Annotated in this window: 20 protein-coding genes and 1 other RNA gene; 2 read left to right on the forward strand and 19 right to left on the reverse strand. The window is 57.9% G+C overall.

All coding sequences use genetic code 11. The annotated features are described in order from the left end of the window. Nucleotides 1-56: 56 nt before the first annotated feature. Nucleotides 57-2,462 (forward strand): TonB-dependent siderophore receptor, encoded by a 2,406-nt coding sequence (locus KSS94_RS03490; RefSeq protein WP_217841674.1) that lies wholly within the window; start codon nucleotides 57-59, stop codon nucleotides 2,460-2,462. Between the two features lie 138 nt (nucleotides 2,463-2,600). Here the strand turns inward: KSS94_RS03490 and KSS94_RS03495 are convergent, their stop codons facing one another. The 3 genes from KSS94_RS03495 to KSS94_RS27440 form a co-directional block, all read right to left on the reverse strand. Further along, nucleotides 2,601-2,876, reverse strand: a complete 276-nt coding sequence (locus KSS94_RS03495; RefSeq protein WP_217841675.1) for a YkgJ family cysteine cluster protein — start codon at nucleotides 2,874-2,876, stop codon at nucleotides 2,601-2,603. Further along, complete coding sequence (locus tag KSS94_RS03500; RefSeq protein WP_217841676.1) at nucleotides 2,873-4,495, reverse strand: DNA repair protein; 1,623 nt, start codon at nucleotides 4,493-4,495, stop codon at nucleotides 2,873-2,875. Before KSS94_RS03500 ends, KSS94_RS03495 begins: the two co-directional genes overlap by 4 nt. 67 nt (nucleotides 4,496-4,562) lie before the next feature. After that, nucleotides 4,563-6,728, reverse strand: a complete 2,166-nt coding sequence (locus KSS94_RS27440; protein ID WP_217841677.1) for a helix-turn-helix transcriptional regulator — start codon at nucleotides 6,726-6,728, stop codon at nucleotides 4,563-4,565. Between the two features lie 1,116 nt (nucleotides 6,729-7,844). Between KSS94_RS27440 and KSS94_RS03510 the strand changes: the two genes are divergently transcribed. After that, nucleotides 7,845-9,440: a hypothetical protein gene (locus KSS94_RS03510; RefSeq protein WP_217841678.1), complete on the forward strand. Its 1,596-nt coding sequence runs from the start codon at nucleotides 7,845-7,847 to the stop codon at nucleotides 9,438-9,440. Nucleotides 9,441-9,679: 239 nt separating this feature from the next. Here KSS94_RS03510 and KSS94_RS27185 read toward each other — a convergent pair whose 3' ends face one another. The 16 genes from KSS94_RS27185 to KSS94_RS03590 form a co-directional block, all read right to left on the reverse strand. After that, nucleotides 9,680-10,273, reverse strand: a complete 594-nt coding sequence (locus tag KSS94_RS27185; protein ID WP_225935836.1) for a hypothetical protein — start codon at nucleotides 10,271-10,273, stop codon at nucleotides 9,680-9,682. A 380-nt stretch (nucleotides 10,274-10,653) separates the two neighbouring features. Beyond that, nucleotides 10,654-11,751, reverse strand: coding sequence for a caspase family protein (locus tag KSS94_RS03520; protein WP_217841679.1), 1,098 nt, complete (start codon nucleotides 11,749-11,751; stop codon nucleotides 10,654-10,656). A 26-nt stretch (nucleotides 11,752-11,777) separates the two neighbouring features. Further along, entirely contained in the window at nucleotides 11,778-14,264 is a 2,487-nt protein-coding gene (locus KSS94_RS03525) for a GAP1-N1 domain-containing protein (RefSeq protein WP_217841680.1), read from the reverse strand. Between the two features lie 4 nt (nucleotides 14,265-14,268). After that, nucleotides 14,269-15,105, reverse strand: coding sequence for a TRAFAC clade GTPase domain-containing protein (locus KSS94_RS03530; RefSeq protein WP_217841681.1), 837 nt, complete (start codon nucleotides 15,103-15,105; stop codon nucleotides 14,269-14,271). 3 nt (nucleotides 15,106-15,108) lie between these two features. After that, entirely contained in the window at nucleotides 15,109-16,059 is a 951-nt protein-coding gene (locus KSS94_RS03535) for a TRAFAC clade GTPase domain-containing protein (RefSeq protein WP_225935837.1), read from the reverse strand. 7 nt (nucleotides 16,060-16,066) lie between these two features. Further along, nucleotides 16,067-17,386 (reverse strand): GTPase-associated system all-helical protein GASH, encoded by a 1,320-nt coding sequence (locus KSS94_RS03540; RefSeq protein WP_217841682.1) that lies wholly within the window; start codon nucleotides 17,384-17,386, stop codon nucleotides 16,067-16,069. A gap of 555 nt (nucleotides 17,387-17,941) precedes the next feature. Then, entirely contained in the window at nucleotides 17,942-18,238 is a 297-nt protein-coding gene (locus KSS94_RS03545; protein WP_217841683.1) for a hypothetical protein, read from the reverse strand. Further along, nucleotides 18,235-19,215: an integrase domain-containing protein gene (locus KSS94_RS03550; protein WP_217841684.1), complete on the reverse strand. Its 981-nt coding sequence runs from the start codon at nucleotides 19,213-19,215 to the stop codon at nucleotides 18,235-18,237. Before KSS94_RS03550 ends, KSS94_RS03545 begins: the two co-directional genes overlap by 4 nt. Continuing rightward, nucleotides 19,193-19,552, reverse strand: a complete 360-nt coding sequence (locus KSS94_RS03555; RefSeq protein WP_217841685.1) for a hypothetical protein — start codon at nucleotides 19,550-19,552, stop codon at nucleotides 19,193-19,195. Before KSS94_RS03555 ends, KSS94_RS03550 begins: the two co-directional genes overlap by 23 nt. Then, nucleotides 19,536-20,933, reverse strand: coding sequence for a YfjI family protein (locus KSS94_RS03560; protein ID WP_217841686.1), 1,398 nt, complete (start codon nucleotides 20,931-20,933; stop codon nucleotides 19,536-19,538). Before KSS94_RS03560 ends, KSS94_RS03555 begins: the two co-directional genes overlap by 17 nt. A gap of 965 nt (nucleotides 20,934-21,898) precedes the next feature. Then, on the reverse strand, nucleotides 21,899-23,155 hold the full coding sequence (locus tag KSS94_RS03565; protein WP_217841687.1) for an integrase domain-containing protein: 1,257 nt from the start codon (nucleotides 23,153-23,155) through the stop codon (nucleotides 21,899-21,901). A 188-nt stretch (nucleotides 23,156-23,343) separates the two neighbouring features. Further along, nucleotides 23,344-23,735, reverse strand: a transfer-messenger RNA (tmRNA) gene (gene ssrA / locus KSS94_RS03570). A 102-nt stretch (nucleotides 23,736-23,837) separates the two neighbouring features. Further along, on the reverse strand, nucleotides 23,838-24,131 hold the full coding sequence (locus KSS94_RS03575; protein WP_217841688.1) for a PA2433 domain-containing protein: 294 nt from the start codon (nucleotides 24,129-24,131) through the stop codon (nucleotides 23,838-23,840). A 92-nt stretch (nucleotides 24,132-24,223) separates the two neighbouring features. After that, nucleotides 24,224-24,472 carry a hypothetical protein gene (locus tag KSS94_RS03580; RefSeq protein WP_217841689.1) on the reverse strand — a complete coding sequence of 83 codons (249 nt, stop codon included), beginning with the start codon at nucleotides 24,470-24,472 and terminating at the stop codon, nucleotides 24,224-24,226. A 182-nt stretch (nucleotides 24,473-24,654) separates the two neighbouring features. After that, nucleotides 24,655-24,906 (reverse strand): DUF3077 domain-containing protein, encoded by a 252-nt coding sequence (locus KSS94_RS03585; RefSeq protein WP_217841690.1) that lies wholly within the window; start codon nucleotides 24,904-24,906, stop codon nucleotides 24,655-24,657. After that, entirely contained in the window at nucleotides 24,903-25,142 is a 240-nt protein-coding gene (locus tag KSS94_RS03590; RefSeq protein ID WP_217841691.1) for a hypothetical protein, read from the reverse strand. The genes KSS94_RS03585 and KSS94_RS03590 overlap by 4 nt, the downstream gene beginning before the upstream one ends. Nucleotides 25,143-25,349: the final 207 nt, after the last annotated feature.

The following is a 25,349-nucleotide window of genomic DNA, read 5'->3' on the forward strand; positions in this document are numbered from 1 at the left end:
CAAGCAGGAAAGGCCGCAATACAGGCCTACCTGTCGACCCCGTACGGAGCGAGAAAATGAGTGCGTCCCCGATCCCACTGCGCCACCCCCTGAGCCGCGCCATCCAGGCCGCCGCCCTGGGCCTGCTGGTCGGCAGCCACACCCTGCCGGCCCTGGCGCAAACCACGCCCGCCGGGCAGCACAGCCCGGTGCAGCAGTGGAACATCCCGGCCGGCCCGCTGGCCCCGGCGCTCGACCGCTTTGCCCGCGAGGCCGGCATCAGCCTGTCGTATGAGGCCGCCAGCGTGGCCGGGCGCACCACCCGCGGCGTCAGCGGCGCCCTCGACACCCCGAGCGCCCTGGCCGCACTGCTGCAAGGCAACGACCTGCAAGTCGACCAGCAAACCCCCACCGCCTACCTGCTGGTAGTCCCACCAAAACCCGCCGGCCCGCTGGAAATCGGCGCCACCGAGGACTACCGCCTGGCCCCGGTGATCATCAACGCCAAGGTGAAGGTGGATGCCGGCGATGACAGCAACTCGGTAGTGGCCAAGGAGCTGTGGGTGGGCGGCAAGGTGGCCACCAGCATCCTCAACACCCCGGCTTCGGTATCGGTGGTGACCCGCAAGGAACTCGAGCAGCGCAGCGTCAGCACCACCGAAGAAGCCCTGCTGTACACCCCCGGCGTGGTCAGCGACTTTTACGGCAGTGACGACCGCAACGACTACTTCCAGATTCGCGGCTTCCAGGCCACCACCTACCGCGACGGCCTGACCCTGAGCTCGATGCGCGGCGTGCGCGAAGACCCGTTCGCCTACGAGCGCATCGAAATCCTGCGTGGCGCCAACTCCACCCTGTTCGGCCCCGCCGACCCCGGCGGCTCGGTGAACTTCGTCACCAAGCAGCCGCGCTTCGAGCAGTTCGGCCAGGGCTACGTCACCTACGGCTCGTACAACCACCGTGAAACCGGCATCGACGTGGGCGACTCGCTGAACGAAAGCAACACCCTCGCCGGCCGCTTCACCGCCAAGATGCAGAACAGCGACCGTGAGTACGAGCACTCGCAGGACGACAACCGCTTCGTGATGGGCGGCCTGACCTGGGCCCCCACCGACTACACCTCGGCCACGGTGATTCTCGACTACCTCAAGACCAACAGCTCCCCCAACAGCGGCGGCTACCCGCTGGACAAGGAGTATGACCGCGACAAGTTCTACGGCGAGCCCAGCTACAACTACCACGACGTCGAGCGCACCAGCCTCAGCAGCAACGTCACCCACGACTTCGACAACGGCTTCGTGCTGCGCGGCAACCTGCGCTACAGCGAGCTGACCGACAACTACGGCTACGTCTACCTGAGCGACTCCGCCACGCGCGTGGGCACCAGCATCCCCCGTTACCTGCTGGGCACCGACAGCGATGCCAACCAGTTCAACGGCAACCTGATGCTGCAGTACGACCACCAGTTCGAGCACATCGACAGCAGCAGCCTGGTGGGCGTGGAGTACCTCAACTCCTCGAACAAAGAGAGCTCGGTGTACGACACCGTGTCCTCGATCGACATCGCCAACCCGGTATTCACCGGCGTGCCCGCAACGCTGACGCCCTATACCGCGAAGAAGAACGACGTCACCACCAAGGCCGTGTTCCTGCAGCAGAACCTGTCGTTCTACGACCGCTTCATCGTCACCGCCGGTGTGCGCAACGACTCGATGGACCTGAGCAGCAAGGGCTACAACCTGTTCAGCACCCCGACCACTATCGATGAGCGCGACCACTACAACGCCACCTCCTACCGCGGCGCGTTGACCTACATCGTCACCGACGAAGTGTCGACCTACGTGAGCATGGTCGAGTCCGTCTCGCCGCCCCAGGTGGGCGTGACCCCGCAGACCGGCCGCCAGTACGAAGTGGGCGTGAAGTACTCGCCGATGGAGATGGACGCCATGTTCTCGGCGGCCGTGTACGACCTTACCCAGGAGAACGTGAGCATTGCCGTGGTGCTGCCCAGCGGCATCATCGAGCAGCAGAACGTGGGCGAGTCCCGCGCCCGTGGCCTGGACCTGGAGGCCAAGGTGCAGCTGACCCAGGAACTGAGCCTGATCGGTGCTTATTCGTACATGAAGTCGGATGTGCTGCGCGGCACCTTGCGTGACGGTACTTCGCTCGAAGGTAATGAGTTCACCATCGCGCCGAACCACACCGCGTCGCTGTGGAGCTACTACGAACTGCCCGGGACCGACGTGAGCGTGGGGCTGGGGGCGCGGTACGTGGGGGCTTACTACATGGATGCGGCCAATACCAAGCGCACCGAGGGGACCACGCTGTTTGATGCGGCGTTCAACTACAAGATTGCCAAGGGGACGGACTTGGCGGTCAACGTTAGTAATCTGCTGAATGAGCAGCATGTGGTGGGGTCGGGGACGGCTGACTACTACAACCCGGGGCGGGAGGTTACGGCTAAGGTGAGTTATAGCTGGTGAGGTGAGAGGGGCGCGGTATTGTGAACGGGAAGGGCCCGCTTTAAGCGGGCCCTGGACGTCCTTTTTGCCTTCAGCAGAACAGCGCAGGGGTTGCGTACGCACGACACCCCTTTGCAAACCACGGCGCAACTCGGCCGCTCAGTTCAGGTGGTCCTGACCCTGCAGGATCTTGCAGACCTCAACATTTGCCTCGACAAATGCCTCCCAGCTGAATCGCCCGGCATAGTGCATTCGGTACTGCCGGTCGACCCGGCAGATGTCCGGGCGGGTCTCGTAGATCAGGCAGCGCTTGTCGGTATCGTTGTAATGCCGACAAGCGCCATCCCCTCGATCAAGGTACTGCGTCTGTTCTGCCAGGTGCACACTGCGGCAACACAGCCCGCATTGACTACAAGGGAACGCCGGTAGCGTCATACCAGCGAAGCCAGCCAGCTGCGGGTGCTGGCCGTGTTACCTACCTCGAACGGCAATTCGATACCGCGTGCCTCCACAGCCTGCTTGAGAATCGCACTGCGCTGGATCTCGTCATTGCACGCTTCGAGCTCCAAGGTAAAGGCCTGCAACTCCTCCACGTCCATGTTGAACTCCAGCCGGCTCAGTTCCAGCAGGTAACGGTCCAGTTCTGCGTTGATTGCCTGGAACTCGCGCACCGTGCCGGCGTGCGGTGTCAGCGATTCGATGAAGGCCCAGAGCTTACGAGCCATCGCACTGTGCAGCAGGAAGTAGTTCAGGCCCAGGGTCATCACGCCTGTTACCAGCGCACCGGCAAACGCGGCCAGCTCTGTGCCGAACGGGAAGCTGAGCAATGGCACCAGTTGGGTGTAGGCCATGGTGCCCACTACCGTGGAAACGCCCACCGACAGCAACGACGTCACCGCCTGGCATTGCTCCACGAAGCTGAGTTGGTCAGGGTTGAACACCATCACCTTGATGGCCTTGACCAGTTGGCCCCACAGCTCACGGATGATTTTGATCGCCATTGCCTGGGTGGTGGCGAAGATGTTGAACACCGTGGTGGTCAGGCTGCCGAGCACACCGGCGAATACGCCATTTTTGAAGGCTGTGAGGAAGTCATGGAAACGCTCCTGCACCCGGGTCCAGATGCCCTGGAGTGACTGGGTGAAGCTGTCGACGAAGGCTTCCAGGCTGAACTTGTGTTTGAGCTTGTCCAACAGGGCTGGCAGTTGCGCACGCAGTTCGAACCAGACCTCTGCCATCACCAACCCGAGCATCTGGCGTGTACCCATAGCCAAACCGGCTGCCCCGGACGCGCGCGCGGTCTGGTGCAGAAATGCGCTGCTGGTGTAATAGGCCGCGTTGATCTGCTGGTCGTAGGGCGCGCGGGCCTCTGCATCACGCTTGCGCATGCCTTCAGGGTCCACGGCCTTGAGCTCGTTGATCTTGCTCTCGGTCTTGCGAATCTTGTCTTCCAGTGCGCGAGCTTCATGCTGCTGCTGCGGGGTGTCGCGCGGCATTTTCGTCAGGCGTGCACGGTCACCCGCCAGCGCTTTCTCATGGTTGGAGATCAGGCCAGGCAGCCTGTCCAGGTATTCGTTGATCGGCGTCTGTTTCTTCGACTTGTTGACCGTCTCGTGGGTGGTCTGCAGGTTGCTGCTCTGGTTGGCCAGCTCCACACCACTGAGGCCGGCCAGTACCCGGCCAGCATCATCGTGGATTTCCTTGGCGCTGATGACATGGTCCAGGTTGCGTTGTTCATGGGCAGCCATCACCGTATTGCGATAAGGGTCGTCCAGGGTACCCGCCGCCTGGCTGGCCTTGTCTCGCTGGCCGGTGGCAATGTAGTTCGCGTGTTGGTGGTACGGCGTGGAGTCGTACTCGCCACGTTGTTCGAAGCGTTGCTTTTCTGCCTCGGTCGCCCAAACCCCGTTACGCACGTTGTGGATGGTGTTCACCTCGCCACCCTGCTTGTCCTTGAACAGCAGGAAGTCCAGGCCAAAGCTGGTGGTGAGGCTGGTGATAACCGTTTTTTCGAGCTCTTCGGCCCAGGGGAATTCTTGCGCTGCGGCGTGCATAGGAGCGTCCATGACGAATGAGTGAAGGGCGAAGCGGTGGCGGGGCCTTTCGGCCCCGCGCGGGGCATCAGGCGGGCTCGACGCCTTGCGCCTTGGCCTTGGTTTCGCTGATCTGCTCGTCCAGCTTGGCGCTGTTGAGGATCATCGAACCATCGGCATCGGTCGCCATGACCGGGATGTCGTTCTTGTCCTTGACCACATTGCCGTTCACTTCCTTGACCTTGAACAGCGGGGTAGTGATCAGGTCGACCAGGATCGCGGCCAGGGTAAAGCCGTTGTTGATTGCGCGTATGACGGTCTCGCTCATGCTGGCCATCTCAGCCTGTGGGTCGAGCTTGCGCGAACGCATGTCTTCGATACGGCGGGCTACGTACTTGAGGTGTTCGAAGTACTTGTCGAACTGTCCATATACCGACTTGAGTACGTCGTTGATGTCGAAGGCGTAGTCTTCTGCCTTGCTCAACTGCTGCTGGGCTTTTTGCAGCTTGGTGATCGCACTGTCTACTTCGCGGTCTGCCTTGTGCGCATTCTTCAGGGCTTCTTCGCCATGGCTGTTGTAAGCCCAGCCGGCGATTGCCAGCACCGGGCCTGCCACTGCAGCGCCCAGAATGGCAGTACCGCCGGCCATGCCCAGGCCACCAGTAGCGAGCGAGCCGCCGCCGATTGCCGCCAGCGTTGCGTTGGTTGCTGCAACCCCGGCCAGCGACGAGATGGCGGTGCCGGTGGAGGCTGCGCCCAGCGCCATGACGCCGCCGTATACGGCAAACCCGGCGGCCGCGCCGGCCAGGCCCGCACCTGCGGTGGCCCCGAGCACGCCCACTGCGGTGTAGCTGTAGCTCTCGATGCTCTGCAGCTTGTGCTTCGGTATATTGATCTTCAGCTTGTCCTGGCGGTCTGCGTTGAGCTTCTCCAGCAAGTCGTTGGCGAGTGTCTTGAATTCGTCGAACTTCTTGCCGATCTCCAACTCATCCCGGCCCAGCGTCTCCAGTGCGGCGTTGGTTGCTTTCTCCTGAGCGTCGAATGCGTCCTTCTTGTCGGCATAACGCGCTTTGGCAGCGTTGACGATGTCATCGGCTTCCGAGTGCTTCTGATAGCCGTCGTAGCCTTTCTTGGCTCCGTAGGCTGCGCTTACCAGCGCCGCGGCGCCGAGGATGAGAGGAAGTGGCATGGCAATGTCCTTTTGAGTGTTGGGGTCAGGCAGGTTGTGCGGTTGAGGATTCAGGTGAGCGTTCTGGTAAAGGGCCAGCATCGAGCTCAATCGATCGCGAATTTCATTCACCCATACCTGCGGTGCGTACAGGCGAATGTTGTCGTTCAGGGCGAAGATCCAGTAGAGCGTTTCGCGGTCCAGTGGCACCGTGGCCTGAAGGCGGTACCAGCCCTGTTCGCAAGGGCCGGACAACGTCTGTTGTTGGCTCAGTGGTGTTTCGCGGAGCAGGTCTGCGATTTGCGGGCGTATGTCGGCGAGCAGCTCGACCTTGGCTTCGGCTTCGCGGTGGCTGAACACGCCGCTGGCGATATAGGCGTCCACGTCGAAGCTTTCATGCATGTTGGCGGCGTCATCGAGCACGCTCACCTCGTTGATGCGGTGCAGGGCAAATTGGCGCAGGTCGCTGTAGTCATTCACCGAGGCCAGCAGGTAGCTCACGCAATGGCGGGAGACCAAGCCCGCCGGGTGCAGGCGAAAGCGCTTGAGCTCGCCCTTGCTGCGGCTTCGGTAGGCCACTTCCAGCTGTTTGCGCTCGAGCAGGCCGGCCGATACCTGGGCCCACGTGTGTGCACTGACCTGCGCCGGGAGCAGGGTCTTGCCATTGGGGAGCGAGCGCACGCGCTTTGCCCAGTCGGCCAGGCCATTGCCACCCAAACCCTGGAGGAAATTGCGAGCGCGACGAAACTGCGGACCCAGTTGGTCCAGAACACTTTGCGGCAGAATCGGGCTCAGGTGGCTTTCCGAGAGGAACAGCGCCAATGCAGTGGGCGCGTCCATATCTTCCAGCTTGAGCGGTGCCTCGCGGGTAAAGCTCCAGCGGAAAGGCGTCTCGCTGTCGTCGCATTGCAGGGAGAACGGGATCGACAACCGGCTCAAGTCTCGCTGGATCGAGCGCAGGGTGACCGAGAAGCCCCTGTCATGGAGTTTTTCGAGCAGGGTTGGTGTTGCAATGCGCTGAGGTTCGGTGGGTATCAGACGCAGCAATGCAAACAGCCTGAGCAGCGTATCCTTCGCTTGGGACATGGCAACTTCCTGGTTCTATGTCTCGACCGAGCGCCAAAGGCTGGCGTCAAGTTGAGCGGAATCCTACTCAATAGAATGGCTTTATGCCATTAGTTGTTAGGAGGGGGGCGCCGGGGAATTTCGCTGCGATTCAACCCGCGGCGGCCTGGCGCGCTGCGCGTTCGCGTTTCATCTCGTTGTATTCGCGGTAGAACGCGTAGCCTTTGGTCAGCACTACGAAGAATCCGATGGTGGCGAGCAGGTTTTTCATTGTCAGGTCCTCTGTGAGATGAGGTTTATTGTGCGCAGGGGGGGCGACAAGCTGTGTCGCGCTGGTGACGGTTCAGCCGTGGAGCGGCAGGAATTGCTTGAGGTGTGTTTTGAGGGCTTACTTTTGAGTGACGGTGTGAAGCTGAAGCGGAGGGGGTATCGCAGGTGGGGGAGTGGATGAACATGGCAGCATTCAGGGCTGGCGCGTCATCCTCTGGGAGGTCTGCTTTTAGACGCAGTCCCGGCAGGCCAAGGTGAAGGGCGGAGGAGTGGTTGGCATGGGTGCACCGTCTTGAGAGGCAAGGGCAGTGAGTGGGCGGCGAGAGGTGGTGATGTGGGGGATAGGCACGCGAGGGGGAGAGTTTCTTGAGGGAGGCAGGGTATGGGGGGCAACGAATGGATTTTGCGGTAGCCCTTTTGAAGGTTGTTGCTGAAGGGGGGGCTGTTACGGTACTTCAGGCACGGAAAGATGTCTGTGGGCGTGTATAGATCATGAAGTGGTGGGCCGGGGTAATTTGAACCAGTTCAGTAATCTATTGATTTAGAGCATTAATAACTGTTCTAGTTTTTAGTTGGAATACCAATTGGAATACTCGCTCCATTTGACCACCCGTTTACATTCGATCTGGCCAGCACGTTTCGCAACCATGATTGGCAGTGAACTGCCCATGGCTGCCGCTGGCGGCAGGTAGAGATTGGCCACGAGTGGACGCTCGCCCTAGACCAATTCCGGCACAGCTGCTCGTGAGCGTGCACTTGGGATTGTGGGTTCTACCGGTCGATACGGCTCGCCTCATTGCCGCCAACTACGGTTTTAAGGAGAATAGGGAAGATTCATAGATCCATGGTGTTAGAAGGGAATCCACAGTGACATATTGCGTAGTATGGAAAACTGGTAACGCAGCTTTCATTGCAGCAGACAGTGCGATAACCAGCTATGGAGGGAACGTAACTGGCAATCCCAACGGGGTTACCTCCCTAGGCCAACAGCAGGGCTTTGCCGACAATACGAAATATGTTTGTGAAGGGGCATTTAAAATATTCAGTTCGTCCAACGCGGCGCTCTGTCTCTCGGGTGATGTTGATTTTGGGCATGAGCTTATAAGCCTTGCTATAATGCATTTGGAGAATAATGCCCCGCCCATTAATGCGTTAACTCTAGCCCACTTGAACTATCCCGACTTTCAAATTAGGCCGGCGATAAAGATAGCTGTAATCAGTTTTGATTCAGAGCCAAGAATCACCGTCCTTACTAACCTGCAAGAGGATTTTGTTTCGAGTCATGAGCATTTTGTCGAGTTTGGAAGCCCGCCACCAGACTTGATTCAGTACACAACGGCTTTTCATGATGTGTTTCATAAAAGCTGGGAGAGTGAGTCTAGGTTGTATGAGAAGGCGAATGAGTTCATGCTCGTTCGGATGCTTTCTCTCTTGCAGATATATGGCATGCATAATCGCACGTTACCCAATTATGGAATTGGCGGATCATTTACGGGGCTTTATATAACCAGACAGGGCATACAGAAACAGCCGGACATATGCTACGTTCTATGTGGGGAGACACCAGAGTTAGGTGACTCGACCTGCACGCTGACTCAGATGAAGTCAGACCATTTTTGCATTGTCAGCACTCGCATGTGCTTAGCCATCGGAAATGGCTTTGTCAATAGCCAAGAAGATATGTATCGAATGGATGTATCATTGACTGAGGCGCAACAAACATTCGACTCTGGAAAATTTGACTACGTTGTAATTCTTAACAAGTCCCGGCATACCGCGACTGCTCTTCAACTGAACAAGCAACTCCATCATCGCCTCCTTAGTATTGATGTTTTTGATGAGGGTGAAGGAGCAATAGGTTTTGCTTTCAGTAACAAGTTAATGAAGATCGTAAATGATAATTACGAAATGATTGATTCTCCGAAGTACGCGATTATAGCCTTTTTGGGCTTTGAGGAAGCGAATCCTGTAGTTATTGAGGAGTTCGAGCAGTCCGCCAGGGATTTTAAAAGTCGAAACCTTCGGCTCAGTTCGAGCTATCCTCTGATATTCTCCGTTATTGAAGGCGATACAGTCATTGATTCATACCTTGGTTGCGCTGAAACTGTAATGCCTTTTATAAAGCACTTCAAAGAATTCAGTCGCATTACTATTTCAGATTGGCAGTCCGGCGAGCTTAAGTTGGAGTATAAGGATGGCCGTATAACCAATGCTCCAGATAATTTTAAGCTTGAACAGCATTTTGATGAGATTCCCAGCAAAGATACCGATCTTAATATTTTCGCTTTTATTTTGGAGCCCGAATCGAAAGGGTTAGTGCCGTACGTTAGCCAGGTTTTGGCTAGAGATTGGGATGAGGCGGAATTCATAATAAAGTACGAAGTCGATGCAGATCCTGATATAACTTTTAAAGTTCGGCGTGCTAGGAAAATATTTTATCACAGGCGCTATAATGGACTTTAAAGGTTGTCTTGCGCAAGATGGGATGGTTGCAAATTTTCGGCTTGTATTGGTTGGTCGGCAACGACGTTTTGTGTCGGCTTTGGGTAGGTGGCAGCCGTATTCAACAGACAAAACTTTTCCAGGTGCGGTATTTAAGCATTGCCTCGAGGCAGAAAAGCCCGCATCACTGCGGGCTGAAGAGTTAACTTTTAGACGGAGTGGGAGAAGGTGGAGGTGGGGGCGGCTCTTTTCTTGGCTGATTATCTTTTACGTAGCGCATCGGCGGAGGTGGTGGCGGTGGCGGTTTTTGGGCCATTATTAACTTGCTCCTGTTGATGTACATAGAATGGAAGGAATGACAGCACTGAGAGAAACAGCGCCGCCGTTACATAGTTTGCAAGCGATCGGAGATAGCTCCCGCGTTTGTCGTTATTCTCTGTATTCACCGTTGCGCCTTCGATGAAGTAATTCAGAACCAAGCTCTTGAAGTGTGCATCGGCTTCTTCTGGATTGGTCCAATATTTCTCGTAATCATCGCTGAAGCTACGCCGATGAGTCTCAAGCTCCATCAGTGTTGGAAGACCTCTGTCGAAATCCCTAAGGGACCATGTAGCACGGAAATACAAAGCGCCGATCAGCAGCATCAAGCACGTGCTGAGATAGAAAATCCAGAAGAAGACGCTCGCAGTACCGTCCTCGGTAGTTGGTGCTTTGTTGAGCATATACGAGAGGAAGGTGACGATGGCTACCAGCATCGCAAGCGGCATACTCAATCTGGCGTAGAGTTTTTCTTTGCGGTCGAGCTCCTGGTAGAAAACCTTCTCGTAAAAGGCAAACCTCTCCTTATCGTCCATACTAGCGCTAGTTCCTCTTGTGATACTAAATTGGCATCAATAACGCAAAGCCAGGCGCCACTAAACCTGACCACTGCATTTTGTTACGCGAAAGCACGCTGCGATGGTGCAGACCAGCCTTACCAAGGCAGGCGGATTCATGCAACCAAGCGATACCAGCCTCTTGGCCGACAAGTGGGCCTACTTTTGGCTGATCTGAGACGCTCGATGATTTTCTACGGATGTCGGCGGCTACCAAAAGTCGACGACGCACTTGGTGTCACTAGATGCCGTCTTGCCTCTCTAATCCTGTCAAGTTCTAGAAGGGAATTTTCATTTTTAGTTTTGGCTTCCCGTAGATCCTTACGCTTCAGGCGAATATGCTCAAATGGTCGTGCTTATCACGCGTGCAGCATCGCCAACTGCGTATGGTTCGAAAAGTCTTCCTTCGCTGTACTAAGCAAGCTGCCGAAGTTGATACTCCTTCCACCACCGCCCTGTTTAAGCGTGCGAAGCGCTGCATGCCAAGCAGCCTGACCGGTGGGATGAAATTGGAGACGGGACAGGTCACCGCCGGCGCGGCTCCAGACCTCTTGGTCCCGTGGTCCGAATGGGTAGAGCTCGACCAAGATCTTCTCAAGCTCCGACCATGGGAGCTCCTCTCGCACTGCTAGCGTAATTTCAGGACTGTACGGCGACTTCTTCCCACCTTGGCTAAGCGCGACAGCGAAGTTCACTTCAAGGTTGTCAGCCTTAAAAATTGGGTGCTGGCCGTCTGGGATCAGCTTAGGCACCTCTTCGGAGACGTAGTTAAACAGGTCAAAGACTTTGATGAAGCCGCTTGCGCTCTTGTCGGCAGCTCCGCGTAAACCCGCCAGCAGTGCAGTAGTGAATACGCTGTTCCTTGCACCGGTAAATACGGACGACACTTCGTCAGCACGACACGATGCCATTAGTGCACGTCCGCTACCAACTGCCAGTTTTGCGAAGGTGTTTTGGCTATAGCCAGACTTGAGCTCGTGGCCTTTGTCATCCTTCAAACTCTTCGAGATCGCAGCGCCTCCAGCATGACAAGCGTCGATGAAGACCAGAAGTCGTTTCGCCTTGATCTGCGCAAGTGCAGCAGCTAGCTCATTCGAGCTAATGGATGTGTTTTCAATGTCAGCGAGATCGCTATCCACAGTGACCAGCACGCTGTCTTCATTGCCTGGGCTGCCCACGACGCCACCGTGGCCGGAGAAGAACACGCAGGCCGTATCATCAGACCCGGCTCGAGTAGCCAGTTCGGCTAGCCCTCTCAAAACAGCTGCCCGAGTAGCGTTCGCGTCTAGGAGAGTGACGACGTTGGCGGGGGAATAGCCACAGTGATCCGGCGATGAGAGCGTAGCGGCGACGTCATTGACGTCGTTCAGAATCGCGGTAGGTAGTCTGGAAATTTGCTGATAGTTCGCCACGCCGATAAGTAGGGCATGACCTTGAGGGTAGCCAGTTGGGTTCATGTTTCCACCATGGGAATGTGGGAGTTTTAACGCCAGCCTACAATGTCTGTATCGCTGATATAGAGGCGCAGCTTCTCGTTCATGGGAAAGTCTTGACACATCGTTTTAAGCAGATCACGTGCAGTCGGACGGCCGCCGAAACGGATTGAATTCAATGCAGCGTGCCAACGTGTTGCGCCATTTTGAGATCGTCCAGGTAGATCGGAATTTTTGCCTCCGGCGCGAGACCAGAGCTCGTCGCTATCCGGACCGCTTGGATAGAGTTCACAGACCTCATCTTCGAAGGCTTTCCACTTTTCGGCGGTGCTTAGTTTTGAGATTCCAAGCTTCCAACGCGTATAAAAGCTGAGTAAGTCTGCGCACAGCTTTAGCCCTGGCTTGATATCTGGACGGCCGGCAAGCCGGTCCGAAAGATGTTTAGCAGCGCGCTCCCAATGACGTGACGCCACAAGCGTTCCTAGCTGCTCAGAATCCGCATGAGAAAGTATGCGAGCGCCCTTCAAGATGTTGTTCAGCCATGCGATAAACACCTCTTCGGGAAACGACGGGAGGCCACTGATGATTGCCAGGTGCACATCAACCGGAACTGATGACCTTTCAAGCACTGACCGCAGGTTCGAGCTAGCCATGATTGCGCGTTCAAGTGGGGCTTCGGGGGAAGTCACCACTGCGCCTTTCGCCGCTACTTCCAGCCAGCCGGTTGCGGTCGCCTGCAGGTAGTGGTCACACTGCGACGCGGGCAAAAGCGACCACAATCGCGCACGCTCCGAGGTGGCACATAAGTCAGCCAAAGGGGTTTTTGCCAGCGCCTCGAGTAGGCCGGTGTCGACGGGTAGCCCTTCGACGAGTTGAGCTAAAACAGTGTCACGCGCGCCGATGGCATTACTAGGTGCGTTCCAAAGGGAAGAGTTCTTGCCAATCACAGCGCCCCACACCTGTTGCTCGGTAATGTTATCGCAGCGGATGTTAGACAGGATCTGAGGATGGGCAGCGGCCTGCTCTGCGCACAATCCGACCAGCCGTGGGTCCTTATGCACCAGCGCACACTCCAATGTTTGAGGTGGGCTCGCGTACCGAAGGGCTGACCGTAACCCGGCGCTGTGATCTAGGTCTTTATCAACCTTGAGTTGCTGGCCTGTGGCATCGATAGGGGACAGCGTTGCCGCTAGCGTGGCGCCGTACGCGGTCAGCCAGCGCTTCTTCAGCAGCGGCGAGAGTAGAGCGGCCGAAGAGGTAACGTGGAGCATTCTGGGCACTTCCCCCGCTAGCCGCTGCTCAACTTTTTCGTCAGCCGGTAGGGTATCTACCGCTGCGGCGAACGCGGTGTGGTTATGTTCGGCCCATCTCCAAATTGCTTGGTAAATGGCGGGCTTGTCTCGACGAACGGCAGTCGATAAGCCGGTTGTCACTGCAGCGCACCAGGGAGGTAATGCGAGGTCCTCATCAACTGCGGCTGCGACCATCTGCATTAAGTCGACGTCGTCCGCTGGAGCAAATCCGAGGTTACTGACAAGGAGCTCAACGGCCGACCATAGCGCCCGCGTGTTGGCAAAGCCAGAGAGTGTCAAATTCCTCATTAGCAGCAACTGCTTGCAGCCTGCGCCTGGAATCAAGGCCGTAAATCGACCGATGAGCTTGTCCTTGATGCTTGCGCCGAACATCGGCTGATTTGAGAGGCCGTCTGCCAAGCGTATGGCAGCCAGCAAATCATCGAAGCTTTCGCCGCCAGAGAGGAGGGTTTGCAGCCGTTCAAGCCGGCTCAGTTCTCTGAGTGTGTGAACTCCAAGGCCCAGGTCCTCGGCGAGAGCCAGGATTGGCTGCACGTCGCGCTGGCCGCAGAGAATTCTGGCGGATTCAGAGTTCGGAGTTTTATCGTCTGGCTTGACCATGCGATGCTTTGTCCAGCGAGCTTGGAGCTGCTCGGGCGTGCATACAAGCGCCGGCATGGGTTGCTCGACCAGGTCGTTCGGACCGAAGCTCAGCCGGAACGCGAAGGTTCGTCTCAAGGCCGGCCAGAGGTTCTTCCACAGTGAGTCAACGAGGTGCTCGAACCCCTCGACACTCATTCGGACAACTGGAGCGAGTCCTTGGGCTGCCAGCGCGTTGGCCGTACCGATCAAGTCAGCGGGTGGCAGGTGGCTGCTGCCTTCATTGTCAAGCTCAAGCGTTACCACTGAGTCAGGGCATTCTGTGACCGAGGCTGCCAGCCGTCCAAAGAGCGCGGCCAGGCTTCCCACTTTGCACATATCGTCCAAGCTGACAATTAGTGCATGAGTCAGCACCATGCCGCCGCGCGACGCGCTTGAATCCAGAAACGTGCGAGCGAGAAGGTAGTGGTCGTCGATAGGAAAGCCGCGTACAAACGGCGACCAAGCTTGGACACCTGGGGGCACTACATCTGGTAAGTCGAGCTTTGATGCGATGGCAGCGGCTATAGGCGCGTTCGTACTCGATGTTCTCAGTCCGTGACCACGGCCTGGGATCTCGCCATAAACGGCCTGTTCGACTCGCATGCGATTAGGTCCTGTCTGCCATCAAGTGTTGGATCGGCAGGGTAATGTCGGTGTTCTTCACACCGTTGGGTAGCACCACGTAACCGAACTCTTCAGGGCCACGGATTGCGTACTCTAGGTCCGCATCCGTCTTGCTGAGCGTGCGTTCCAAGGCCGATAGGCCAATGACAGTAGGCAACGCCCAATTGCTGCGCACGAACGACCACAGCATCGGCAGTCGAGACGCCAAGAGGTCAGCCGGCAGCTCCGTCGTATTAAGCTCATCCCAGCAGCTCAGCAAGATGGTTAAGCGAGGTTTGCGAAGCGGCCGGTCGAAATGGAACTGCGCCAGGTACAGCAGCATTTGAAGGAGCTCCACAGTCCTTGCTTGATCTGACAGCTCATATGCCGCCGCCTCACTCTGGGGCTCAACTGCAGCGAATGACTGCAGCGGGCGCGAGAACAAGTCGTCTTCGGAGCGAAGCGAATGCAATCTGATGAGCACGACCCAGTCCGTGGCTTCGACCACGCGATCGCGCCAGGCGGACGGGATCCGGCGCTGCGTGACAAGGTTACGAACCTGTTCGCCGCCATAGTCCGGCCAAACCAGTTCGGCGTAACGGCCAGCCTTGTCCGTAATGGGCCAGACGCTCTCGACGTAGATGTTAGCTGGTGTGTGGTCGGTAGACTTTCCCTCAGTCAGGCAACTGAGAGCTGTAGTGAACGCCTCCAGGTTCGTTGGAGCGCCTGTCATCTTGAGCGCGTCGGCCTTGACCATGAGCCGTTTCAAAAACTGGGCCCCATAGTGAGTCTTACCGACATTTGACTCGCCGACCAACAAGATGGTGTGTTGAGCAGCCACCAACTATCTCCTACCAAATCGAAAAAGAGGATCGTGACCACAGACTTCTGTCGTGGGTAAGTCAACCCCCGCGCGCTTAGACCGAAGAACCCAGTCAAATAGCTCGCGGAAGCCTTCTGCAGCGTCGACCTCGCCACAAGCCGATACGCTGACTATGAATTCCGGGACGCTAGATGAATGCGAGGCCACCGCTTTTCTGATCTGGGCCTCCATGGCAGCCGCCACTTCTACGTCCCCCTTCGTCCAGACGAGTGCCAAGCGCCGTCCGCGGGCCTTGGCTACTGTTCGCTGAGCAAGCAGTTGGAAGTCGTTTCGAGCGGTCCCCATTCTGGGCCCAGCAAGAGCCTGACGGTCAGCAATCAGTAGCGTGACGTCTGCGTGTCGAGCAATCCAGCGGGCTCCCTCCGCATCGGTTGCCTGCTCGTTGATCGCCCATTTTTGAAACCACTCTCCAGGTGCATCGGCAAAAAGAAAGTCGCGTAGCGACCCGTCTTCACGGCGAAAGCCAAGGTGAAGCATGCCGGGTGCTCGAGCGGCTCCGCTGGGTGTGTGGGGCGGAAAGCTTGGGGGCTGCCCCGGTTTCCAGCGCAGATACGTCGCCACCGCCTCCCAACCTGCCAGCGTGTAAGAGTTGCTGAATAAATTGGCATCTGTAGTCAGGGCACCTTGACCCAGCAGCAGATAGAACGCACCGAGAAGTGTCGTCTTACCTGCGCTTTCTGGGCCGACGATACCGACGGTGATGGGCTTGACCTTACCACTGACGAAGTTGAGGTCAGACTCTCCCATCGCCAAGCCGCTCCACGGGAGCAGCATCTGGTCGCAGTTAGCCGAAGCGGCTTCTTCACCTTTGCTAATACGATTCCACTCGGGGCACACATCGAGCCGGATGTGGCCCAGCGTACAGGTGGTGTTGTCATCAGCGAAACAGTTGGGATGGGGGCATCTGTCCATGGGCGCCTTACTTCTTCCTGACCCGTTTTGTTGGGCTCTCGTTGGTGGCGCGTGCGCTCTGAAGCTCACGGAATAGGTATGTTCCCCACTCGGACGGGGTCATCTTGGTGGAAGCGTCCACACCAACTAGGGCACACATGATCGTCGCTTCGATTGCACCTGAATCCCCCGGGTGGCCAATTAACGACAGTAGCGGGCCTCGACCAACGGGTGCAGGTGCATACTGAGCAGCCAGCGCGCGGAAAGGCCGCATGAATGCGCTTGTCCTAGCATCGTGCACGAGGCTAGCGAAGTCACGCTCGCTGCCTCCTTGATCATCTTTCTCTGCGGGAAGGCAGCGGATAGCCTCTCGTAGGAAGGCCGACACACTTGCTGGCGAATAGGTTGGCACCTGCTCGTGTAGGTCGAGCGCCATCAAAGCAGAGGCCTCGAACGGAGGTAGGTCAAGGTAGCTCGCATGAGCGCTCGGGGAATAAAGCGCTTCCTTCCACCAAAGTAGGTTCGTGCGGCGCTGAAGACCTACCGTCGCGCCGCTAAAGCTCGATAACGCTTTGTCAACGTGAGATGTGACTGCCTTTGCCAGTGTAGATAGCGGGCCCGAGAGGTCGACGGGAGCTGGCGCAAGCTCCGTGGCCATCTCATCCAAAGTCTCTGCGATGGCGAGGCTCATCTTGTTTGCAAATTCTTGCGCCCAGTGCTGGGGATTGTTTGAGGGCGAATACTGATTCGGGTTGGTGGGTCCCCAAGGTCCCGCAGCGGAATGGATTTTCGCCTTGAGCTCACTACGATCGACAGTGGGTGCCTCATAGTCCGTAGACACTGGCGCTGGCGGCGTGTACTGCAAGGGATCGACCGTAATCATTTCCGGCGTTGCCCACTCAACCTCAGCGCGCGCATCGACCTTCGTCTCAATTTCGCCAATAGCTTCACGCCAGATCTCAGCTTCGTCAGAAGTTTCGGTGTGGACCAAGGCATTGCGTGCGGTGTTGACGAAGGCGACGGCAATCGCATCTTCCGAACGAGCCGCCTGCACGATCGCATCTAGTAAAATAGCCCGCAAGATGCCAACGGGGCGCCCGGCAAAGGCGTTTGCAACAGTCTCCCATTGCTTACGGAGGGAGGCCATTGCCTCATCTACAGTTGGGTCCGTAGCTGGAATGTTGGGGTCGGCCGCCGCCATCGTGAAGGTGGCGGTCTTTGAGGGCACCTTGCGAAGAGTGGCTGACAGGTCTTTGGCGGTGGATCGAAGCTTATCGAGTTTGATGTCATCGCCTTTGAGGTCGATAACTCCAATCTCAAGAAACCTCAACAAAAATTCTTGTTCCATTCCCTGGTCTCCCGACCCTTTATTGTGATGCCGCAAAATGATGACTGAACTCTCGGTTCAACACCGGAGGCTACGCAACTCCCTGAATCTCGTCCTCCCTGTACTTTTGCTCCCATCTCGGTTAAGCATCTGTAATCAGATCAGGCCTGCACCAACTCCCAGCTTGCACCTACCGTCGCGGAGAGGAAGCGGAGTCGAGCCACCCGCAAAACAACGCTCGCTGGGCCATTGCCAAGCATTTAACCTACATCCTATTTGATGGAGCTAATCGATCCTGGGGTCGCGTCCCTTTAACCACCAATGTTAACACGCCAATGATGGCGATGTGGCCCCAACCTTGCGCCCAGTGCTCTACCATCGACGATAGCTACTAGGCCAGAGGAGTCACCCAAGTTCGACGTTTCAATGGCGATTCTTGGTCGTTTTCTGCCTGTCACGACTAACCGGTTTTGGTCATTTTTTGCAGTTGCGACGGTGTTATTCGAACAGGTTTGTCCGTAAGAGAATATCCACGCTGAAATGGAAGACGGGAAACAATTGAGGCTGGAGGGCTGCCTATCCGTGACTAGTCGAGCGCGCGATCAACAATTCCCGGCCGTTCCCTAATCGCTTCCAGACCAAAAGGGCCGTGAGCCAATAGTAATACCGGGTAGCTTCGGAATGGCCCTTCAGATGGTGAGCCAGGAACCAGTGCACATGCTTGAGCTGCCAGGTCCAAGGATTGTCTCGCTGCCAGCGTTTTTGAATGGCCGCTTGCATGATTCGGGCTTGGCGCAGGTGGCGTTGCTGCGTGACCTTTGAGCCGGCCAATACACCGCTCAGGAACAGCGCCATATCGAATGGCTTATTCACGCTCTGCCTCCAATGTAGGCCGACACCACATCGAGCCGGTTATGCCCGAGTTCAACGCTGATCTGTCGCCGCGCCTGACGATCCTGCTCGCGGTCAATGCGGTTGCAGTGGCCGCCATTGACCGGGGCAGCGTGGCCTGTAAGCTGTTCGTAACGCTCGCAGGCGTAGGCTGCTCGCAGTTCATGGAAACCCTTCAGCCCGTATTCATGTAGCGTTTCGCGGGCGGGGAGTACGGTCTGATGCAGGAACACGGTGTAGCTTTCGTTTCGGGCCAGCAAGTTGCGGCTGCCGGTCGGCGATGCCTGACGAACCAACTGCAAAGCCGCTTTCACCGCTTCATTGGCCACGACCCATCGCGGCGCTGATGAGCCTGAACGGCCTCCTTTGGCGCCGTCTTGGATGTTGATGCGGCCTAAGCGTTCGGCTTCGCGGTGTAAGCGTGGCAGGTCAGCCAGGATCGCTTCGCGCAGGCGCATTCCTGTTGCTCGAGCTAAAAGGACTATGGCGGCCACCCGATCGTGTTGCTGTTCGCCAAGCACCTCAGCCAGTCGCCGCATTTGTTGGTGATTTTGGCCATCCGGCGCGCGAGTGCGTACGCTCGAGCGCTGCTGTCCCAACGCCTGACTCGGGCTGGCGATCCTTACATCCTGATCACCGCGCAGCGCAGCAAGGGTGCGGTTGACGCTGCTCAGGCGGTTTTGCGCGGTAGCGACGCCCAGTTCGCCTTGCTGGATCTGCTGGCGAAGATATGCGGCGTAGTCATTCAGCGTTTGTCGATCAATCTGGCGGGCATCGTTGTAACCGGGGCCTTCCTCAGACCGGCACCAGCGCACGAAGGTTTGCCAGCGATCGCTGTGCGCTTTGACGGTGGCGAAGTGGCCGCCGGCAAACAGATCTTCCAGTGCCTGCCGACCGGCGTAGCTCAGTTGGCGACCGTAGCCGAAATTGCGACCGTCACGCCGACCGACCAGCGCCATTGTCTTCACCTTGATCGTTGGTTTGTAGGAGCAGCAGCAGGGCTTTCCAGTGGGGGCCGATGGTGTCCAACTGTCCCCAGTGTGCTGGGCGGATGAGGAGGGCATTTTCGCTGCGTTGCAGCAAAGCCCCTTCTTCTTGCAACTGCTCGATAAGCCAAGCGAGGTCGGTTGACTCAGATTTTGGAGCGGCGACAGCGGCGACACTGGCGACAACCCCCGCCGTATCTGGATTGGCACGTGGCGACAAAGTGGTGGCAGTGGCGACGACACACCGTAAATCGGTCGGCGAGCGATGTTGCGCTCGATAGCGGCGCACGGCGTCATTGAGGCGGAACATGGCGCACCTCGAATATGTCCCCGTCATTGTCCAGCCAGTTATGGGCAACCAGTTGCAGCAATAACTCGAAGGTGTGCCGCGTGCTTTTACGGGCAAAGCGGGGGCCGTTGCGCGTAAGGTCGCGCAGGCGAAACGGTGGCCAGTTCTTCTTTATCAACCAGCGCAGCAGGCAATCAGCCTCTGCGCGAAGCTTATTCAGTGGTTCCTGTTCAGTCAGGCGTTGGTTCTCGGCCAGGTAGTAATCCATCAGCGTGGAGGCGCGCTGAATGTGCATGTCTTCCAATACAGTCGATTCCTCAACCACCGCCATCACACCAGCCATGCGTAGTACGTTCGCGGCGGCTTTGCTCGCTGCAGCTTGGACGTTGACCAGCTCGCCGAACTCCCCTGACTCGCATTCAATGGTGTCGTGAATGGCAATCCATGCTTCACGGGCGCGTGGGCTCAACTCTATGACCGCAGGCGTGAGGCCACCATCTGTATGCCGTGACCAAGGCTTCTGCATCAGCGCGGCAATGCGCTGCTGGTACAGGTGTACCTTTGGATCTCGGGTCAGGTCGATGGCTTTGTACAGCCGTTGTCCAACCAGACGCTCGGGCCAACTGATCAGGCAGCGCCCTAGGATTCCCTGGTCTTTGATATCTGCGTCCTGAAGCAAGCGGTCGGCCAGGCGGGGTTGCAGCATCAAGTGCATGCTGAGACGGCGGTCATAGGCACGCAGACTTTCCCCTGCCATCGCGCGCGACCGATCAATCGGGCTGCCGTCCCACAGCGTTGACAAGTGAGTGATCGCCTTGATCATGTTGTCCTTGCTCATGGTGCTGCCGCCTAAGAACTGGCCGCCTTCATCGCTGAACAGCCCCATGCTGGGCAAGCCGTGGCACAGGCTTTTGACCAGGCCCTCAATGGTCGGCTCAGCAGTGAGCAGTCTTGGTTGGACAGGTTCAGGTTGGGCGTCCAGTGCTGGCTGTGCTGACTTTTTCGAGGTTGGCGATTTCGCGGTGAGGCTCATCGCTGCTCGGTGCGCCTTGAGTTGTTCGCCGTAAGCGATCCACTGCTGTCTCTCCCAGTTTCGTACGGCCTGCAGCGCAACATGGTCCACCGCGCTTTTGCGATCACCCGAGCAAGCCACCGTCAGCAAGTACAGCGACAACGGATAGATTCGACCGTCGAGGTGAACATTGGCGTGCGCCTGGCTCGCCAAAGCGGCTGTGGCCAGAACGGATTGCGCGGCCATGGCGCAGGGCACGCCGATCACATCGGCCATGCGTTCCACGGCAGGCCCCAATAGATCGCCCAGCGCCGCGACCGGGTAGGGTAGGGGCGTAATCTGCTGCTCCAGCAAGGGGCGCGGTGGCCCTTGAACTTCGCGCAGTTGCATAGCCATCCTCCAGAAGTGACCGATCTCTTCCTCACGTCATCCCGCCAAGAATGCTGAGTGTTATCAGGGATCAAGGCCCCTGCGACCTGTGAGGGTGTCCACTGACGCGGGACTGGCGGCTCCTTACGACCAGGAGCAAGGGCATCTCATGATCTGGCCTCCTGAGCACCGTGACCGGTGGGCGGGTGGAGGCTGCACTGGCTGACGAAACCAGTGCCGCGAGATCCTGAGTCGGGTGAACGCAGCAATGCGATGACCGGGGCATGCCTGACTGTCAGTCAGGTGCAGTCCATTCCCTGGTCTGCGGCACCATCATCTACAGCGCTGTTGCTGGTGACATCGGCGTTTGTCACGCCGATTGTCACGAGGGGGAATGCCGCAAAACCATGTGCGATGAGGGCTGTAGCAGTGGAAGGAGCGCCCGTCTCTTTTCTGGAAAAAAGAGACGGGCGAACGGTTGGCGCAAAACGTTGGCCGAGCAGGTTCGTTGCTGCGGGGCTAAAGGGTTAGCGGGCAGCCGCACTAGGCGGATTGTTTAGAGGGCGTCCATCATTCTGGCGAATGACCGTGCGAGCCTCCGGGCGCGAATCGCACTTTAGGATGAACCACCGGGTTAGCGGCATGACCTTGAAGGCTCTGGTCATCTGGGGTGCTGCCTAAGGCAGCGCTTTGAATCTTCGTTCTATCGGTCGCCGCGGCACGGGTCAATTGGTGCAGGGCACATGGAAATGCGCCAGATTCAACCTCTGGCGTGCTTTGGAAGTCAGTGGGAGTCAGTGGCAAAGTAGCCGTTTGTCGCTTTTCTAGTGTTAGCCCGTGAGCATGGGGATGCGAAGCCTCCCCATGCTCACGGGCTTAGCCGGAAAAGCCAAAATCGAGGCGAGTTGGCGACTGTCGCCATCCGCTCAGACGGCAAGGATGTATATGGCACGCGGTCTGTCGCCGGTGTCGCCGTTGTCGCCGCCCTATCGGATGGGTACTACGTTCCGATCCCTAGCCAGATTCATCGCGCTGGCCGAGAGATTGCCCGTCGACGCCTTCAGAATGTACTCGCTCCACCAAGCCATCATCGGCCGCCGTCGCTCGATGTAGTCGGCTCGGTTGTAGGCACTGCGCACCTCATCCTTGTCGACGTGCGCCAACGCCACTTCGATGAGCTCCGGGTCCCACCCATGTTCATTCAATACGGTGCTGGCCATCGAGCGCATGCCGTGGCTGACCAAGCGGTCCTGGAAGCCCATGCGTTTCAACGCCATGTTGGCGGTCTGGCTATTGGCATGAGTACGAGGGTTTCGATCTGACGGGAAGACGTATTCCCGATGACCACTGTGGGACTTCAGTATCTCCAGCAATGACATAGCTTGATCGCTCAACGGGATGCTGTGCGGGCGGCGTTTCTTCATCCGCTCCGGTGGGATAGTCCAGACTCGCCTTTCAAAGTCGATGTCTACCCAGCGAGTAGTCGCAGCCTCGGCAGGGCGAGTCATGGTGTGCAACTGCCATTCGATCAGGCAGCGGGTCGTGCGCTTGATGCTGGCGTTCGCAATTTCCAGCATGAGCTCAGGAAGCTCCTCGGGTGGAAGCGCCGCCATGTTTTCTTTCTTCGGCTTCTTGAATACCGCCCGAATCCCGCTGAGCGGGTTCGCGAAGATCATTCCCGAATTGACACCGTAGGTCATGATCTCGTTGAGGCGCTGGCTAAGCCGCTTCACGGTTTCCAAGCTGCCTTTGGCTTCGATGGGGCGAAGAATCTTGATCACCATCGGTGCGCTCACTTCCGAAATCGGAGTCGATTTCATGCTCGGGAAAACGTGCAGAGTGAGTGAACGCCAGATGTCTTCGGCATAGGCCGGCGTGACCGAATCCTTTTTCAGCTCGAACCAGGCGGTGGCTACTTTCTCGAACGTATGTTCCGTCTCGGCTAGTTTGGCCTGTGCGAGATCGTTGCGCTGAGCTTTGGGGTCGATCCCCTGAGCAAGTACTTCCCTAGCATCAACCGCTTTCCGCCGAGCTTGCGCCAGAGAGACCTCGGGGTAGGAGCCGAGCGCCATGTTGATGCGATTTTTGGTGATCGGATGCCTGTAGTTGAAATTCCACTGCATCGAGCGGTTGACCCGGACTCGGAGCTGGAGGCCGTCGCCATCCGTGAGGACGTAGTCCTTGTCTTTGGGCTTGACCGCCTTGAGCTGGCGGTCGGAGAGGCGAGCTGTTTGAGCGCACATGGGAGAAGCTCCCTGACACCTTTTGGTATTCCCAAGATTAGCCCCAGGTAGGCTGGAATACCACCGGGAATACCGGGATGGCTGGAACTCAAAAAACCGTTGTGGCCCTCAAAAGAGCAGTAAACCCTTGATTTCACTGACTTCCAGGCACAAAAAAAGACGTCCGTGGACGTCTTTGTTTGATCATTTGGTGGAGCCGGGGGGATTTGAACCCCCGTCCGCCAGTACTCCGCTGTCGGTACTACATGCTTAGCCGTGTCTATTGAGTTAATCCGCAGCCGCCCGACGGGCAGGGTGCTTTGGACGAGTTGGGTAAGTTTTAGTCGCTTCGCCCCCAACGTGCTGCACGACGATCCTGTTCTGTATGACAATCATTTCGGGTTTACAGGCATCCCCTGATGATTGCTGGAGCCGAAGCTACCAGGAGAGCGGGCTCAGCTGCTTACGCAGCGAGAGCGTAACCCTCGTAGTTTTCGTCATTGGCAACTATAGAAAGTTGCAACAGTGGATTTACGAGTTCTGTTACCAACTCGGCATGCACCTAGAGTTTCGCTACCGGCGTCGAATCCTAATCGGCCCCACACTCAGCTCTAGCTGGCGCGCTTTTTACGGCGTGCAGGGCGGAGTATACGCCTTTGCGCGGGCGGCGTCGACAGCGGGGTGCGCCGCCCGTGCGCAGGGGTCAGGTACCGCTGCCGCCGGAGGTGCCGCTGCCTTTCTCGGTTTTTTCCAGGCGCTCCAGCACCTTGCTGGTGATGGCGATGCATTGCTTGGTGTCACCTTTGGCCTGGGCGGCCTTGGCCTGGTCGACGTGCTCGGTGACGGCCTTGTCCAGGCCTTCGGAGGTGGCGCCGGCGGTGGCCATGCTGTCATCGATCTTCTGCAGGTTGATGACACACAGGTCATCGGCGGCAAACACAGGCGAGGCCAGCAGGGTGGCGGCCGCGAACAGGGCGGATAGCGCAGTACCTTTCATGGGTGTCTCCTTGTGAGGCCTCGGGAAGGTGGGCCTGTTGGGTGGACTGCGCGGGGTTGGCGAGGGTTCCATCGGGGTGAGGGGGAGTGGGTTCAGCCTTCGCGGGCTCGGCGGTAATGCGACCGTTTGAACAGCAGGCGGAAGCCGGCCAGGGCCAACACCATGCCCCACATGCCGCCATCGAGGTACAGCACTTCGCGAGGGCCCAGTTGGGTACAGGTGGTGATGCCGGCGGCCATCAGCACTGCGTACAAGACTCTTCTCAGCATTTTCGAGCGGCATGCCCAGTCGAGCAGTACGCTCGAGATCAACAGGTAAACGAGAAATGAGACGGCTGCCATGCTGGCCTCGCTATCAGATGGGGGTGGTGTTGCTATGGGAGGTTTTCGGTCGTGTTCAGGCCAAGTCCGTTGGTGGTCGTGGCTGGGAATGGGGTTGGAGGTGTCTTGCGGTTATCTGGGGCTATCGCGGGGCAAGCCCGCTCCCACGCAGGCTCGCTCCGGTGGCAAGGCATGGTGGGTGGTCAGGTGCTGCGGTTCATGCCAATTTCCATGTCGTCGATCAGCGCTTTGGCCATGGCGCTGAGGATGCGCGCGGAGCTGCCGGCGATCAGGTCGCTTTCCATTTCGGCTTCGCAGGTGAGGTGGCGGATGCAGCCGAGCAGGGCGGATAGCTCGTCGAAGGCGTGCTCGAAGGGGATGCCGGGTTGGATGCTGTAGAGCTCCATGCAAGTGGTGACGCCGGCGGTGTGGTGTTGGCGGGGTTGGTCGGTCATGGCTGGGCTCCTGCGGCGTGGCGGGTCAGGGGTTGCAGGAGCTGGCTGAGGTAGAGGCTGGTGTTGATGAGGGTTTGGCGTTGGTCTTCTTCGGCACTGTCGAAGTAGAGGTCCAGGACTTGGTGCAGGCAGGTCATCAGGGCGTCGGCTTCGGTGCGGGCGGTTTCGGGGGTGAGGTTGGGGGAGAGGGTGAGGTAGCGGAACAGGTGGGGTGGGGCTGGGACGATCTTTTTCATGGGGTGTATCTCTTGTGCTGCCTTGGGAGAACACCACCCGCCGAGCAATCTCACAAGCCGAAGGGTGGCAGCCGTGGACGGGGTGAGAATCCGGGGCACAAGAAACCCGGTCAGGCCGAAGCCTGCCCGCACACGGCTGCCATAGAGCAAACGCTGAATTTCTTGAAACTACAGGATTCTCACACCCGGTCACCAAATGTGGCGACC

It is taken from the genome of Pseudomonas fakonensis, from assembly GCF_019139895.1.
In the GTDB taxonomy this organism is placed as follows: Bacteria; Pseudomonadota; Gammaproteobacteria; order Pseudomonadales; family Pseudomonadaceae; genus Aquipseudomonas; species Aquipseudomonas fakonensis.